This is a genomic window from Parasphingopyxis marina, assembly GCF_014237875.1.
Lineage (GTDB): Bacteria > Pseudomonadota > Alphaproteobacteria > Sphingomonadales > Sphingomonadaceae > Parasphingopyxis > Parasphingopyxis marina.
In genome coordinates, this window is the sequence record NZ_JACJVJ010000003.1 from 246,173 (window position 1) to 260,931 (window position 14,759).

At 63.2% G+C, this 14,759-nt stretch carries 18 protein-coding genes; 9 read left to right on the top strand and 9 right to left on the bottom strand.

Features of this window, described 5'->3' with window-relative positions:
- Window positions 1-52: 52 nt before the first annotated feature.
- The gene (gene pgmG, locus H6P80_RS15765; RefSeq protein WP_185802370.1) at window positions 53-1,435 is read right to left on the bottom strand and encodes a phosphoglucomutase/phosphomannomutase PgmG; all 1,383 of its coding nucleotides are present in this window, start codon (window positions 1,433-1,435) and stop codon (window positions 53-55) included.
- A gap of 85 nt (window positions 1,436-1,520) precedes the next feature.
- Here pgmG and H6P80_RS15770 point away from each other — a divergent pair, with 85 nt between their 5' ends.
- On the top strand, window positions 1,521-1,871 hold the full coding sequence (locus H6P80_RS15770; protein ID WP_185802510.1) for a DUF3147 family protein: 351 nt from the start codon (window positions 1,521-1,523) through the stop codon (window positions 1,869-1,871).
- Here H6P80_RS15770 and H6P80_RS16600 read toward each other — a convergent pair.
- A complete protein-coding gene (locus H6P80_RS16600) occupies window positions 1,868-2,284 on the bottom strand; it encodes a J domain-containing protein (RefSeq protein WP_235973970.1) in 417 nt (138 codons plus the stop codon). The genes H6P80_RS15770 and H6P80_RS16600 overlap by 4 nt on opposite strands.
- A 6-nt stretch (window positions 2,285-2,290) precedes the next feature.
- Complete coding sequence (locus H6P80_RS15780; protein WP_328805060.1) at window positions 2,291-3,124, bottom strand: division plane positioning ATPase MipZ; 834 nt, start codon at window positions 3,122-3,124, stop codon at window positions 2,291-2,293.
- A 49-nt stretch (window positions 3,125-3,173) separates the two neighbouring features.
- On the opposite strand from H6P80_RS15780, the gene panC reads away from it, so the two are divergent.
- The 4 genes from panC to H6P80_RS15800 all read left to right on the top strand — a co-directional run bounded on the left by panC (window position 3,174) and on the right by H6P80_RS15800 (window position 5,826).
- Window positions 3,174-4,019 carry a pantoate--beta-alanine ligase gene (gene panC, locus H6P80_RS15785; protein WP_185802372.1) on the top strand — a complete coding sequence of 282 codons (846 nt, stop codon included), beginning with the start codon at window positions 3,174-3,176 and terminating at the stop codon, window positions 4,017-4,019.
- 110 nt (window positions 4,020-4,129) lie between these two features.
- Complete coding sequence (locus H6P80_RS15790; RefSeq protein WP_185802373.1) at window positions 4,130-4,426, top strand: SEL1-like repeat protein; 297 nt, start codon at window positions 4,130-4,132, stop codon at window positions 4,424-4,426.
- Between the two features lie 135 nt (window positions 4,427-4,561).
- Window positions 4,562-5,152, top strand: a complete 591-nt coding sequence (locus H6P80_RS15795; RefSeq protein ID WP_185802374.1) for an FKBP-type peptidyl-prolyl cis-trans isomerase — start codon at window positions 4,562-4,564, stop codon at window positions 5,150-5,152.
- Window positions 5,153-5,160: 8 nt separating this feature from the next.
- Window positions 5,161-5,826: an FKBP-type peptidyl-prolyl cis-trans isomerase gene (locus H6P80_RS15800; protein ID WP_185802375.1), complete on the top strand. Its 666-nt coding sequence runs from the start codon at window positions 5,161-5,163 to the stop codon at window positions 5,824-5,826.
- 14 nt (window positions 5,827-5,840) lie between these two features.
- Here the strand turns inward: H6P80_RS15800 and H6P80_RS15805 are convergent, their stop codons facing one another.
- The 6 genes from H6P80_RS15805 to pyrE all read right to left on the bottom strand — a co-directional run bounded on the left by H6P80_RS15805 (window position 5,841) and on the right by pyrE (window position 10,715).
- Complete coding sequence (locus tag H6P80_RS15805) at window positions 5,841-6,956, bottom strand: AI-2E family transporter (protein WP_185802376.1); 1,116 nt, start codon at window positions 6,954-6,956, stop codon at window positions 5,841-5,843.
- Complete coding sequence (gene lepB / locus H6P80_RS15810) at window positions 6,953-7,825, bottom strand: signal peptidase I (RefSeq protein ID WP_235973996.1); 873 nt, start codon at window positions 7,823-7,825, stop codon at window positions 6,953-6,955. The genes H6P80_RS15805 and lepB overlap by 4 nt, the downstream gene beginning before the upstream one ends.
- 67 nt (window positions 7,826-7,892) lie before the next feature.
- On the bottom strand, window positions 7,893-8,321 hold the full coding sequence (gene acpS / locus H6P80_RS15815; RefSeq protein ID WP_185802378.1) for a holo-ACP synthase: 429 nt from the start codon (window positions 8,319-8,321) through the stop codon (window positions 7,893-7,895).
- Window positions 8,318-9,049, bottom strand: coding sequence for a pyridoxine 5'-phosphate synthase (locus H6P80_RS15820; protein WP_185802379.1), 732 nt, complete (start codon window positions 9,047-9,049; stop codon window positions 8,318-8,320). Before H6P80_RS15820 ends, acpS begins: the two co-directional genes overlap by 4 nt.
- Window positions 9,046-10,137 carry a serine hydrolase domain-containing protein gene (locus H6P80_RS15825; protein ID WP_185802380.1) on the bottom strand — a complete coding sequence of 364 codons (1,092 nt, stop codon included), beginning with the start codon at window positions 10,135-10,137 and terminating at the stop codon, window positions 9,046-9,048. Before H6P80_RS15825 ends, H6P80_RS15820 begins: the two co-directional genes overlap by 4 nt.
- The gene (gene pyrE / locus H6P80_RS15830) at window positions 10,134-10,715 is read right to left on the bottom strand and encodes an orotate phosphoribosyltransferase (RefSeq protein WP_185802381.1); all 582 of its coding nucleotides are present in this window, start codon (window positions 10,713-10,715) and stop codon (window positions 10,134-10,136) included. Before pyrE ends, H6P80_RS15825 begins: the two co-directional genes overlap by 4 nt.
- A 258-nt stretch (window positions 10,716-10,973) precedes the next feature.
- On the opposite strand from pyrE, the gene coxB reads away from it, so the two are divergent.
- The 4 genes from coxB (at window position 10,974) to H6P80_RS16665 (ending at window position 14,754) form a co-directional block, all read left to right on the top strand.
- Window positions 10,974-11,945, top strand: a complete 972-nt coding sequence (gene coxB, locus H6P80_RS15835) for a cytochrome c oxidase subunit II (protein ID WP_235973971.1) — start codon at window positions 10,974-10,976, stop codon at window positions 11,943-11,945.
- Window positions 11,946-11,957: 12 nt separating this feature from the next.
- Window positions 11,958-13,604, top strand: coding sequence for a cytochrome c oxidase subunit I (gene ctaD / locus H6P80_RS15840; RefSeq protein WP_185802383.1), 1,647 nt, complete (start codon window positions 11,958-11,960; stop codon window positions 13,602-13,604).
- A gap of 68 nt (window positions 13,605-13,672) precedes the next feature.
- Complete coding sequence (locus H6P80_RS15845; protein ID WP_185802384.1) at window positions 13,673-14,626, top strand: heme o synthase; 954 nt, start codon at window positions 13,673-13,675, stop codon at window positions 14,624-14,626.
- Entirely contained in the window at window positions 14,623-14,754 is a 132-nt protein-coding gene (locus H6P80_RS16665) for a hypothetical protein (protein ID WP_268938923.1), read from the top strand. Before H6P80_RS15845 ends, H6P80_RS16665 begins: the two co-directional genes overlap by 4 nt.
- The last annotated feature ends 5 nt before the right edge of the window (window positions 14,755-14,759 follow it).

The window sequence follows — 14,759 nt, forward strand, 5'->3', positions numbered from 1 at the left end:
GATCGTTATTTCGGGGGGATCGATTGCAGCCTTGGGCGGGATTCTAGCGCCCTCAATGCCCGGTTTGCGCTCCGCGTTCGAGACCCGACGCGGCAAGTTGCGCGTCGATTTGCCCGACAAGCCGCTCGAGTCCGCCCTGACTTGAGGCTTCGGCGCGGGCGACGAGCACGTCCTGCGTGTTGGATGCGCGCAGCAGCCACCAGCCGTCTTCGGTGTTGACCCGCGCGCCATCGGTATCGTTGACCTCGGCGCCTTCCGCCTTCAGCCGTGCGAGCACTTCCTCGATCACCGGGAATTTGCGGCTTTCGTCGACCTGGAAGCGCATTTCCGGGGTGTTGATCATCTCGGGAAGTTGGCCGCGCAACTCGGTCACGCTCTTGCCGAGTATGTGCGCGGCCGAGATCAGCCGTATCGCGGCGAACAGCGCGTCGTCGAAGCCGTAATAGTCCTGCGCAAAGAAGATGTGCCCGCTCATCTCGCCGGCAAGCGGCGCGCCGGTTTCCTTCATTTTCGACTTGATCAGAGAGTGGCCGGTTTTCCACATCAGCGGCTCGCCGCCCAGTTCCGCGATCCGGTCGTATAGCGCCTGTGACGCCTTCACATCGGCGATAATCGTGGCGCCGGGAGCCTTGCGGAGCACCGGTTCGGCAAGGATCGCGAGCAATTGATCGCCCCAGATCACCCGGCCCGTGCCGTCGATCGCGCCGATCCGGTCTCCGTCGCCGTCGAAAGCCAGTCCGAAATCGAGCTTGTTGTCGGCGACGAGCTTTTTCAGGTCTGCGAGATTCGACTCGTCCGTGGGATCGGGATGATGATTGGGAAAAGACCCGTCGATATCGGTGAAGAGCGTGAAATGTTCGCCGGGCAGCCGTTCGGCGAGCCGTTCGACGATCGGCCCCGCGGCACCGTTGCCCGCGTCCCAACCGATGCGGAAGGTGCCGCCTTCATAGCCGGCCATCAGTCGGTCAAGATAGATATCGGCGATGTCGAGCGTTTCGTTGGTGCCCGTTCCGTCTTCCCAGTCGGCGGCTGCGGCCATCTCCCCGAGCCCGAGGATGTCGGTGCCGAAAAACGGCCTATGCTGAAACACCATCTTGAAGCCGTTATAGTTGGCGGGATTATGGCTGCCGGTTATCTCTATGCCGCCATCCACCTCTAGGGTCGCCTCGGCGAAATAGAGCATCGGCGTTGGCCCGCAGCCAATTCGCACGGCATTGCATCCCGATGCGTTGAGCCCCTCGACGAGCGCCGCTTCGAGTATCGGCGAGCTTTCGCGGCCGTCATAGCCGACCGCTACCCGGCTGCCGCCTGCGCGGCGGATAAGCGTGCCGAAGCTGCGCCCGATCGCACGCGCGTCGTTTTCGCCCAAGGTTTCGCCGACGATCCCGCGGATATCATATTCGCGAAGGCTGGTCGGGTGAAAGGTGTGGGACATGGGGCAATCGCTTTCGGTTCGTTTGTCGGGCCAGCGCATACCCAGTCCGGCTGGCAAGGGCAAAGGCCGCGTGATAGCCAGTGCCATGGGCTATCTGCTTCTCAAGGCCGCGCTGTCGGGGATCATCATAGCGATCGTTTCGGAGATTGCGCGGCGTAGCCCCGGCTTCGGCGCGCTCGTCGCTTCGCTGCCGCTCATATCGGTGCTGGGCATGATCTGGTTGTGGCGCGACACCCATGATCCGGTCCGCATGGCCGATCACGCAATGGCGACGTTCTGGTTCGTGTTGCCATCGCTTCCGATGTTCGTGGCGATCCCGGTGATGCTTCGGCAGGGCCTGCCGTTCTGGGTGTCGCTTGCCGTCGGCTGCCTGCTGACGATCCTGCTCTATTTGCTGATGACCTGGATCGGCCCGCGCTTCGGCCTGAGGCTCTAGTCGTGCCGTTCGGGCACGTGATTGCGCGCTTCGGACAGCAATATCTCGCGCGCGGCGTTTACGCGGCGAGCAAGTTCAACCGATCCGCCGGCGTCGGGATGGACCTTGGCGATCAGCCTCCGGTGCGCCGCGCGGATTGTTTCCTGATCGGCATCGTCGGGCACGCCCAGCAATTCGCGCGCCTCGGCGACCGGCATCCTCGCCCGGCGAAATTGCTGCGAGCGATAGGCGGCCCATAGCGCGACGCCTGAAAAGCAGACCAGCGCGAAAATCCCGTTGCCGGTCGAGAACCAGCGCAAGCCGAGAACGACCGCTGCGACCGCTGCAAAATCCCCGGTGTCCGCGCGCTTGAGACGACCGGTTTTCCAAGCCCAGAGCGTCAGGAGGACAATCGCGATCAGGATCGGGTACATGGCCCCTTATACCGCTTCGAACATATCCTGGGTAACCCCCGTTTGCGGAAGTTGTAGCGCGCCGATCATCTCGCGCAGCTCCTGCCGTGCCGCGACATGGCTGAGACCGACACTCTCGAAATGATCGATATCGAGCAGGGTGAGGCCGCTGGGGAAGAGTTCGCGGTAGACGACACGTTCGGAAAGCCCGGGAATGACGCGGAAGCCAACACGCCGCGACAATTCTTTCAGCGCGTCGGCGACACGAAGCATGTTCTTCGCGCCGATATGCTGGAGGCGGTTGCGCAGCACGACCCAGTCGACCTCTCCGCCGCTCTGCGCCTTGTTCTTGCGGGCTTCCCAGACGATTTCGGCATAGAAGCTCGGCCGGCGGACCTTGTAGGTTTCGGGATCGACCTCGCCGATCAGGTCAAGATCGACGAAACTGTCGTTGATCGGCGTCACCAGCGTGTCGGCGCGCGCGGCCGCTATGCGCGCAAGCGGATCGTCGCGGCCGGGCGTGTCGATGACGAGGATTTCGTTGTCGGCGGTGAGCGCGTCGATATTGCGTTCGAAGCCCGCAAGGCTGCCGGCTTCGTTTACCCGAAAAGCCGGCATTGGCAGCGCATCGCCCAATCGCTCGACACTGGCCGCGCGGTTTTCGAGATAGCGGGTGGTCGTGCGTTGGCGATCGTCGAGATCGAGCACGCCGACCTTGCGGCCGCTCGCCGTCAGCGCCACGGCCGTGTGAACGGCGGTGGTCGACTTGCCGGTGCCGCCCTTCTCGTTGGCGAATACTATATAATGGCTTGCCGCCAATGGCTTTCCCCCGAAATGCTGGCCGTCCCTTGATTCGGACATCGCGTCCGCGCAAAGGCGACGGACCGGAACTATCGGAGGCGGCACAGCGGTGCAATTGGCGCGAACTCTCGAAACGTTGAGAAAAACGGTCGCGACGTTGAAAAGCGATGGCGGCACCCTGGCGCTGGTGCCGACCATGGGCGCGCTCCATGAAGGCCATATGGCGCTTGTCGCGCGGGCGCACGAGGTCGCCGATCATGTCGCGGCCTCGATCTTCGTCAATCCGACTCAATTCGGCGAAGGCGAGGATCTGGACGCCTATCCCCGCCCCGAAGCGGAAGATTGCGCGAAGCTGGATGCGGCGGGATGCGACCTCCTCTGGATGCCGCTGCCGTCGGAGGTCTATCCGCAGGGCTTTTCGACAACGGTGCGTGTGGAAGGCGTTTCGGGCGGACTGTGCGGCGATGCGCGCCCCGGCCATTTCGACGGGGTGGCGACGGTTGTCGCCAAGCTCTTCAACCAGGTCATGCCCGATGTCGCGTTGTTCGGCGAAAAGGATTATCAGCAGCTGGCGGTGATCCGGCGCATGGCGTGCGATCTCGATTTCTCGCTCGATATCGTGGGCGTTCCGACCGTGCGCGAGGCGGATGGCCTCGCCCTGTCTTCGCGCAACGCCTATCTTTCCGATGACCAGCGGCAGCGCGCGGCGGCTCTGCCCAAGGCGCTGAGCGAGGCTGCCGATACGATAATTGCCGGCGGCGATGTCGGCGTGACGCTCGATACGGCGATCGCGAAACTCGAAGCCGCCGGCTTTACGCCCGTCGATTATGTCGAGCTGCGGGATGCCGACAGCCTCGTCCCGGTCACCCGGCTTGAGCGACCGGCCCGGCTGCTGGCGGCGGCCAGGATCGGCCGCACACGCTTGATCGACAATATTGCCGTCGTCCCGGTCTGACGTCACACGCCTTATGGCCAATGAAAAAAGTAAGCGCTGCGTTAACCATTTGTTATCCACGGCAAGCCAAACCTTGTCCGACAGAAGGGTTAATACAGGGGATTGGGGTAATGGCTTTCAGTGCTGACACGGCAAACTTCCTGATCGAGAGTCGGCTGCGCGATGCTGCCGGCGGCGATATGGACGCCTATTTCGATCTGGGCATCGCATATTCTTCGGGCAGCGATGGACTCGAAGTCGATCTCATCGAAGCGCATAAATGGTTCAACCTCGCGGCGGTCAACGGCCATGAGCGGGCCCAGCAATGCCGCGCGGAGATTTCGGACGAAATGACGGCGCGAGAGATCGCCGAGGCGCAGAAGGAGGCCCGCGCCTGGCTCTCCGAAACGGTGCGCCGCGCGGCCTGAAAAGGGTTTTCCGGCTACGGCCGGACATGACCGACATTCGCCACCCGTTGCGACGGGACTGGATTTTTTCGGGGCTGCTCCATAGGGGTGGCCCTTGTTCTTTTGCGCGCGCCGCGCAGCCATAAGGAAGTCGCCATGTCGGTTACCGCCGTTCCGCTCCGCCCCATCGAAAAGAGCGCGCTCGTCAAATTATGGGCTGGCGTGCTCATATTGCTGGCAGCGGCCGCGGTCGGGGCCTGGTGCCTGACGGGGCGGGTGGTGGCGCTCCACGGTTCTGCGGAAGAATTTCTCGCCTGGAATGCAGGCCAGTCCGGTGTCGAGACGACCGAGTCAGGTTTGCAGTATCAGGTAATCGAGGAGGGCGACGGGGGCGGCCGGCCGGGGCCGGGCGCGGGGGTGATCGTCAATTATCAAGGCCGTCTCGTGGACGGCACCGTTTTCGATGCCGCCGACGAACGAGGCCTCCCGCTCGACATGGTGGTTCCCGGCTGGGCCGAGGGCCTCCAGTTGATGGATCGCGGCTCCAGCTATCGTTTCTGGATACCGCCGGATCTCGGATATGGCGAAAGCGGCCAGCCGGGAACGCCGATCGGCCCCGATGCCGTGCTGGTTTTCGATGTCGACCTGCTCCACTTCATCTCGCGCGAAGAAATGATGCAAATGCAGATGCAGCAGATGGGAATGGCGCCCGGCGGCGAGGGCGGCCCGCCTCCGCCCGGCCAATAGCGCGGACGATGCGTGATGACGATCATCGGCGGCGCGGATCGCTGCTCGAAGTTTCCGAACCCAATACCAGCATCCCGCCGCCTGGAAGCGCCCGACGCGCGCGCGCGGTACGTGGTAAGCGCCCTGCCGGTTCGGGCCGGGGGATAATAGTGATGGCGGTGGCGTTGACTGTATTGAGTGCGGCAGGCGGCATTTTCTTCATCGCCCAGCAGGCCGGGACTGCCGATGATTTGTCGGTGGAATCGGCCTTGTCGGCGCCCAGCGCGTCAGGGGAATTTCTCGCGACCAACGGCGCGCGGTCCGATGTCGAAACGACAAGCTCGGGTCTCCAGTATCAGATACTCGGTGCCGGCGACGAAGCCGGCAGCCCCGGGCCTACCGACTATGTGCTCATCAACTATACGGGCCGCATTGCAGGCGGCGAGACGTTCGATTCCGGTGAGAGCGTACCGATGCCGCTGGACGGCGTCGTGCCCGGCTTTTCCGAAGGCATCCAACTGATGAGCAAGGGCGCCCGCTATCGCTTCTGGCTGCCGCCGGCTCTGGGTTATGGCGAGAGCCCGCCGCCCGGCAGTCCGATCACCGCCGAAACCGTGATGGAGTTCGATGTGGATCTGATCGATTTCATTACCCGCGCGCAATATCAAGCGCTTCGGAGCCAGGCGCAGGACTAGCCCGACAAAAGGCTCTAGCCCGGATCGGTGACGAAGCCGCCTTCCGCTTCGGTTCGGCGGGCTTCGTCCTCTTCCTCGTCATTATGCTCCGAGCGCCGTTCCAGTGCGGCCTTGGCCATCGCAACGATCGGATCGGCGAGCGCGAGACCGACGATGCCGAACAGCGCGGCGAAAAGGATCTGGGTCGACAGCGTCAGTGCGGGCGGTAAATCCACGGTTTGCTGCGCGACCATCGGCACGACGACATAACCGTCGAAGGTTTGGACCACGAGATAGATGACGAACGCCCACATGCCCGATTCGGGACTGTCGCTCAGGCCCACGGCCACCATCAGCACGCCGGTGATGAATGCGCCGACATTGGGAATGAAGGCGAGCAGGCCCGCGATGATCCCGAGCAGGAGCGCCATGGGCACGCCGGCGATGGACAGGAGCAGCCAGGTCAGAAAGCCCTCGACCACCATGCCGAGGATGCGTCCCGCGAGCAGCCGTTGCAGCGTCTTCAGCATACGTGTCGTCGTTTTGCGGAATTCGGGGCGCGACCCCTTGGGCAGCATCCACTGGATGCCGCGATCGTAGATATTGGGATCGATGGCGACGAACAGGCCGATTACCATGATCAGGAAGATCGTCGCGACGCCGCCGAGCGCAGAACCGATGGCGGAGGTCAGGCTGCCGACCGATCCCAAAACCTGGCGCAGTAGGTCGTTGAGGTCGATTCCTTCGGGGGTCAGCCCGAAATCGTTCAACCAGTCGAGCAACAGGGCGAACTGCAGCGTCAGCGTTTCCCTGAGCTCGCCCGCTTGCGCGGCGATTTCGAGCCCGGCGATGAATATCGTGCCGGCCAGCCCGGCAACGATCAGCAATACGGTAATCAACAAGCGCCAGCCGCGGGCGATCGGAAGGACCCGACCGAGAGCCCGGGTGCCGAGATCGAGCAGCGCGGCGAAGACGAGCCCGGCGACGATCAGCAGGATTGGCTGGGCGAGCTGCCACACGAGGATCGCGGCGACCGCCACCATCGCCCAGGCGCTGGCGCGTTTCAGTTCCTGGCGGATGATCGGGTCGTGGACCTCGGCGGGGCCTGCGCGCCCGTCATAGGGGCCGGGAGTGTCGTCCCGTTTGCTCATTCGTCCTCAATGCGTCCTGGGTGAAGCCCGCTGCCCGCGCGACCCGACCGCATCGCCGTGAACCAGCTGATCGGATTGTACCAGGCCGATGTGCCGTCGAGCGAGAAGGTGATGAATTCGGCCCGGCCGCCGATAGATTCCACGGGCACGGGACCACCAAGACCTGCGGATTCGAGCGATGCGCGGCTATCGGCGGACTGGTCGCGATTGTCCCCCATCAGGAAGACATGGCCCTCGGGAATAGTGATCTCGTCGTAGAAATCGGCGCCGGTGATGGCGAGATCGACAGTATCGTAATAGCGCCCTTCGGGCGTATATTCGCGATAGATCGGAAGGCGGCAATATTCGCGCCCGTCCTCGCCGGTCGTGCGCCGACCGATCAGCAGGTCTTCGTTGCACGGCATATTCGCGTCGACCGGGATCATCGCCGGTTCGCGCAGTTCGCGGCGTAACGGTTCGCCGTTCAGGATGACGGCGCCCTCACGCACCTCGATCGTATCTCCGGGCAGACCGATGACGCGCTTGATATAGTCGGTGCCGGCATTGGGCCCGCCACGCGGCACGACGATCACGATGTCGCCGCGCTCGGGATAACGGCCGAACAGCCGGCCCTCGATGAACGGCAGGACATGGAAGGAGGGCGAGACATAGGACCAGCCATAGGGATACTTGGTGACGACCAGGCGGTCGCCCTCGATCAGGCCCGGCATCATCGATTCCGAGGGGATATAGAAAGGTTTGGCGACGAGGCTGTGAAAAGCGAGCACGGCGACGACGAGCCAGAAAATGCCCTTGATCTCGCCCCACCAGTCGGTCTTCTTGTCGCCGTCATCGGCGTCGCCGGGCACGGCTTCTTCCTGCGCCGCCAGCTCCGCCGCCAGGGCTTCGTCGTTGTCCGTCAGATTTTCCTGGTCCAAATCACTCACTCTTTTATCTTTATCGGTCTTCCCGACCCCGGCCATCTTCAAGGATCCGGGCATAGAGAATGACAAAGGCCTGCGCCCAGGGATGGTCGTCGGTCATCGTCAAATGCACCTCCAGCCGGTGGCCGGACGGGGTCAGTGCGTCAAGCCGTTTCTTGGCCCCGCCGGTGAGCGCCAAAGTCGGCGCTCCCGATCTGGCGTTCACTACACCAATATCGCGCATGAACACACCCTGACGAAAGCCGGTGCCCACCGCCTTGGAAAAGGCCTCTTTCGCGGCGAAGCGCTTGGCATAGGTTCCGGCGATCGTATGGGGCCGCCGCGCCGCCTTGGCACGCTCGATCTCGGTAAAGACACGCCGTTCGAACCGCTCGCCGAATCGCTCCAGCGATTTCTGGATACGCTCGATATTGCAAAGATCGGAGCCGATCCCGACGATCATCTTGCCAAGTCCATCAATTCGCGCATCTTCTTCACGCTCGCTTCGAGCCCCGTGAAGATCGCCTCGCCGATCAGGAAATGCCCGATATTGAGTTCGGCCAGCTGCGGGATCGCGGCAATGGGCGAAACATTGTCGAAAGTCAGTCCATGGCCGGCATGGGGTTCGATGCCGTTCTTGGCGGCGAGCGCGGCGGCGTCGGCGATGCGGCGCAGTTCCACGGCTTGGGCTTCGCCCTCGAGATGCGCAAAACGGCCGGTATGAAATTCGACGACCGGCGCGCCGAGGTGAATCGCCGCCTCGACCTGCGCGGGATCGGGCTCGATGAAAAGGCTCACCCGGATATTGGCGTTCCTGAGTTCCGCGACGAACGGCGCGAGATGGTTGTGGCCGCCCGCCGCATCCAGCCCGCCTTCGGTGGTCCGTTCCTCGCGCTTCTCCGGAACGATGCAGGCGGCGTGCGGCGTGTGGCGCAATGCGATGGAAAGCATCTCGTCGGTTGCCGCCATTTCGAGGTTGAGCGGAATATCGAGGCCTTCGGCAAGCCGGCGGATATCTTCGTCGGTAATGTGCCGCCGGTCCTCGCGGAGATGCGCGGTGATGCCGTCGGCGCCGGCGGCCGCTGCGAGTTCCGCCGCGCGCACGGGGTCGGGATAGTCGCCGCCGCGTGCGTTCCGTACGGTCGCGACATGATCGATATTCACACCGAGGCGGAGGGGGGTAACGCTCATTCGGGCGTGGCCGGGCAGGCGGCAACGGAGAGCAGGGCGTGGGCGAAACCCTCGCCGCGCCAGACCTGGCCGAAAGCGAATTCGGCTTCGGTCCGGTTGATGAAGGCGATCACGGCGATGTCGAGCTCCGGCAGGATAAAGTTGCGCGCCTGGACGCCGCCGATCCCGCCATGCCGTTCGACGAGCCGTACAGGTTCGGCGCATCCGGCAAGCGAAACGGGCAGTACCCATTGGCCGAGCGCGGCATAGCCGATTGCCGGGTCGCCGGTCCACATCGTCGCGCGCGCGTCCTCGTCGATCAACGCGCCGGTCATCAACGCGCGATCGAAGAGCCACAGATCGCGAAGCGTTCCGTTCATTCCGCCGGCGCCGCCATAGGCGGCTAAGCGGATTGGGGGTTCGCTCTCGCCGTAATGATAGCCGGGCACGGTTTCGCCGCCGGCCGGGAAGAGCATGGGCGTGCCGGGGATGTGCCCAGCGACGAGCGCGTCGAGCCGTTCGCCCGATACGCGTTCCAGGATCTGCCCCAACACTATGAAATCGCAATTATTATAGTGATAGCCGGCGCCCGGTTCGGCGCGGAGCGGGCCCGCGCAGTAGTTTTCCATCGCCGTGCCTGCGCCTTCGAAGCCGTAAAAAACTGGCAGGCCGCTGGGCAGGCGCGGCGTATCGTCCGGGTCCGGAAGCCCCGAAACATGCCGCATGAGCTGACGTATCGTGACCGTCCGCGCCACAGGATTGGGAAAATCCGGCCAATAGCGGCCGATCGGCGCATCGAGTTCGAGATTGCCTTGCGCGACCTGCTGCATTGCGAGCACCGCCAGAACCTGCTTGGTGATCGAGGCCCAGCGCCACCGTTCGTCGAGCCGGTGCGCTTCGCCGCTGCCCGGCCGCACCTCGCCGAAGGCGCGCTCGAAGAGAATATCGTCGCCGCGCGAAATCAGGATCAATCCGGCAAAGCCGCTCTCGGTCGCCAGGCTCGCCGCCCGCGCCGGATCGAATGCCGGGGATGGAATATCTTCGGCTCGGGCGGGTCCCGCCGCGATAAGGCCGGCAAATGCCAGCAGCGCGGCGAGCCGCTGGATCATTTTTTCCGGCTGCCGGGCTTTTCGGCAGGAATATCGGCCAGTTCGGGTGGCAGATCGTCCGGTTCGTATACCGGGAAATCGAGCGACAGCAGCGGCACGAACGGTACGCCGAGATCAACCTCGCCGCCTGACCGGTCGACCAGCGCCGCTTCGCCGACGACCTTGCCGCCGGCTTTCTTCACCGCCTTGATCGCCTCGCGCGAGGAAAGGCCGGTGGTTACGACGTCTTCGACCATCAGCACCTTCTGACCCTTGGAGAGTTCGAAACCGCGCCGCAGCTCGAATTTGCCTTCGGGCCTTTCGAGAAACATCGCTTCCACGCCCAGCGCGCGGCCCATTTCATGGCCGATGATGACGCCCCCCATGGCCGGCGAAACCACGACCTCGATCTCACCGCGAAGATCTCGCGGGAGGCGTGCGGCCAGCGAAGAAGCAAGGCGCGAGGCGCGCATCGGATCCATCAGAACACGCGCGCATTGCAGGTAGCGGGCACTGCGTTTCCCTGAGGAAAGAATGAAATGCCCTTCCAGCAACGCCTGCGCTGCGCGGAACTCGGCAAGAATGTCGTCTTCGTTCATAAACCCCTGTAGCTCCCTTTTGCCGGGGGGCACATAGGCTGGGCGGCGCCGGGCTTCAAGCCGGGCAATTTCCTGTAAAGGCTGCTTGAGGCATCGGAATCTCGCGCCTATAAGCGCGCGCGAGACTCAACTGCTTCTAGGTGTTTGCCGCTTTTCGTCGGCGGCAAGAATGGGGACGCAATGCGTATTGTCACGAATTTGTTGCTGGCTGCAGGTCTCGCTGCAGCTTCGCTTTCCGTAACGTCGTCTGTCGGAGCCATGGCGCCGCAGACCGAACTTGCTCCGGCTCCCGAGGCCGAGCTGGCTCCCGCGCCGGATGTCGAATCCGACGCAGCGGCGGCCGCTGCGACTGCCGAAGAAGCACCGGCATTCGAATATGCCGAGCCCACCGAAGGCATCGGAACGCCGGTCGATGGCGGCATGACGCTTCCCGAACAGGTCACCGAAGTCGGTCAGGACGCGCTGTGGTTTCACAATGCGTTGCTCCTTCCGATCATTACCGTGATCTCGCTGCTCGTCCTGTTTCTGCTGCTCTGGGTGATCGCGCGTTTCAATCGCCGGTCCAACCCGACGCCTTCCAAGACGACGCACAACACCTTCCTTGAAGTGCTCTGGACGCTGGTTCCCGTCCTCATCCTCGTCGGGATCGCGATCCCCTCGATCAATCTCTTGCAGGCGCAATATAACCTGCCCGAGGGCGAAACGGTTACCGTGAAGGTGACGGGCAATCAGTGGTACTGGACCTATGAATATCCCGATCATGGCGAGATCATGCTGATCTCCAACATGTTGCCCGAAGAAGCCGACGCGCAAGAAGGCCAGCGTTTCCGTACGGATGCAGATGGCCCGCGCCTGCTCGGTGTCGACGAGCGCATGGTGATTCCGGCGGGCACCAATGTTCGCTTCCTGGTGACCGCGGCCGACGTGATTCACAGCTTTGCCGTTCCGGCCTTCTGGACGAAAATCGATGCAGTTCCGGGCCGCCTCAACGAACGCTGGGTCCGTGTCGACCGGCCCGGTGTCTATTTCGGCCAATGTTCGGAACTGTGCGGCGCGCGCCACGCTTTCATGCCGATCGCTGTTGAAGTCGTCTCGCCGGAAGATTTCGAACGCTGGGTGCTCGCCCAGGGCGGATCGATGCCCGGCGCCGAAGCCGAAACATCCGATGACGCCGCCGAAGACACGGCCACCGATACATCCGCCGCCGAGGCGGCCGAGACCGCAAGCTAAAGGTTCGCAACCATGACCGACACCGCCGCCACTCCCGCTCATTTCGAAGCGCATGCCGATAACGCGCATCACGATGCGGACCACAAGCCGGGCTTTTTCGTCCGCTGGTTCATGTCGACGAACCACAAGGATATCGGCACGCTCTACCTGATCTTCGCGATCATCGCCGGCATCGTCGGCGGGATGATTTCGGGCATGATGCGGATGGAACTGGCCGAGCCGGGCATCCAGTATCTTGCGGACTGGTCGGGCGAGGAGGGCGACGCGGCCCTTCATTTCTGGAATGTGCTGATTACCGCGCATGGCCTGATCATGGTCTTCTTCATGGTGATGCCGGCGATGATCGGCGGCTTCGGCAACTGGTTCGTGCCGCTGATGATCGGCGCGCCGGACATGGCCTTTCCGCGGATGAACAATATCAGCTTCTGGCTGCTGGTTCCCGCTTTCCTGCTGCTCATGGGTTCGGCCTTTTTCGGGGCGGGTGCGGGCACCGGCTGGACCGTCTATGCGCCGCTATCGACCTATGGCGAGCCCGGGCCCTCGGTGGATATGGCGATCCTGTCGCTCCACCTTGCCGGCGCCTCGTCGATCCTCGGTGCGATCAACTTCATCACGACCATTTTCAACATGCGTGCGCCGGGCATGACCCTGCACAAAATGCCGCTGTTCGTGTGGTCGGTGCTGGTCACCGCCTTCCTGCTGCTGCTCGCGCTGCCGGTGCTTGCCGCGGCGATCACGATGCTGCTGACCGATCGCAATTTCGGCACGACCTTCTATGATCCGCAGGGCGGCGGCGATCCGCTGCTCTACCAGCATCTGTTCTGGTTCTTCGGACATCCCGAGGTCTACATCATGATCCTGCCGGGCTTCGGCATGGTTTCGCAGGTCGTCGCCACCTTCAGCCGCAAACCGGTCTTCGGCTATCTCGGCATGGCCTATGCCATGGTCGCGATCGGCGTGGTCGGTTTCGTCGTTTGGGCGCACCACATGTTCACCGTGGGGCTGAGCCTCAATACGAAGCTCTATTTCACGGCCGCGACGATGGTTATCGCGGTGCCGACCGGCATCAAGATCTTCAGCTGGATCGCCACCATGTGGGGCGGTTCGGTGACCTTCAAGACGCCGATGCTCTGGGCGATGGGCTTCATCTTCATGTTCACCGTCGGCGGCGTCACCGGCGTCGTGCTGGCCAATGGCGGCTTCGACGACATCGTTCACGACACCTATTATGTGGTGGCGCATTTCCATTATGTGCTGTCGCTGGGCGCCGTGTTCGGCCTCTTCTCGGGCTGGTATTACTGGTTCGGGAAGATGAGCGGGAGGATGTACAACGAATTTCTCGGCCAGCTGCATTTCTGGCTGTTCTTCATCGGCGTGAACGTGCTGTTCTTCCCGATGCATTTCCTCGGGCTCGATTCCATGCCGCGCCGCTATCCGGACTATCCGGATGCCTATGCGCATTGGAACGAGATCGCGACCTATGGCTATTGGATCATGCTGGCCGGCATGGCCGTGTTCTTCGTTAACACGATCTGGTCGCTGGTTGCCGGCAAGAAGGCCGCCGACAATTATTGGGGTGAAGGCGCAACGACTCTCGAATGGACGCTGTCGAGCCCGCCGCCCTATCATCAGTTCAACACGTTGCCGAAAATCGACTAGGCCTCGTGCGCTGAAATCAACCGTCCGGTCCCGTGCTGCGGGTCCGGGCGGAGAAATTGCAAACGGTTATGACCACCACGACCGCCTCATCCCAAGCCCATCGCGGGGCTCAAGCCGCGGCTTCGGCTGTGCCCATCGTCGCCGACTGGCGCGATTTCTATGCGTTGACCAAGCCCGGCGTGATGAAGCTCGTCGTGTTCACGGGCCTGTGCGGGATGCTGGCGGCGCCGACACAGCTTCATCCGATACTTGCCTTTGCCGCGATCCTCGCCATCGCACTCGGCCATGGCGCGGCCGCCGCGCTCAACCAATGGTATGAAGCCGATATCGATGCACTGATGAAGCGTACCGCCGCGCGCCCGCTACCGGCCGGGCGGATGGACCGCGAGACTGCACTGCATTTCGGCGTCGGTCTCGGCTTCTTCTCGGTGATCCTGATGGGCATGGCGACCAACTGGCTCGCCGCTGCCACCTTGGCTGCCGCGATCCTCTTCTACGTAGTCGTCTATACGATCCTCCTGAAACGCCGCACGCCACAGAACATCGTCATCGGCGGCGCAGCCGGCGCCTTCCCGCCGCTGATCGGCTGGGCCGCCGCGACCGGAGAGATCTCGGCGCTGCCGCTGCTCCTCTTTGCGCTGATCTTCCTTTGGACGCCGCCGCATTTCTGGGCCCTCTCGCTCTGGGTGAATTCCGATTATGCGCGCGCCGGGGTGCCGATGATGACGGTAGTTGCCGGACCTCAATCGACGCGGCGGCAAATCGCGTTCTACACCCTGCCGATGGCGCTCGTCGCTATCGCGCCATGGGCGCTGGGCCTGACCGGGCCGGTTTATGGGCTGACGGCGATCGTTCTGAGCCTCGCTTTTGCCGCTCTAGCGCTCGCCGTCGCGGCCAATCGCGCGACCGATCCGGCGGCGATGAAACCTGAAAAGCGGCTCTTCGCCTTTTCGATTGTCTATCTGTTCGCGCTGTTCGGGGCGCTCGTTATCGATGCTTGGGCACCGAGGATTTTTGCATGACGCCCGAGGAAGAAGAGATTATCCGCCGCCGCCAGAAGAGTCGGGCCGTAATGACGGCGTTGCTTCTCGTGGCGATGTGCATCCTGTTCTACCTGATCACCATCGTGCGCATCGGGACGGCGGGATGAACGGG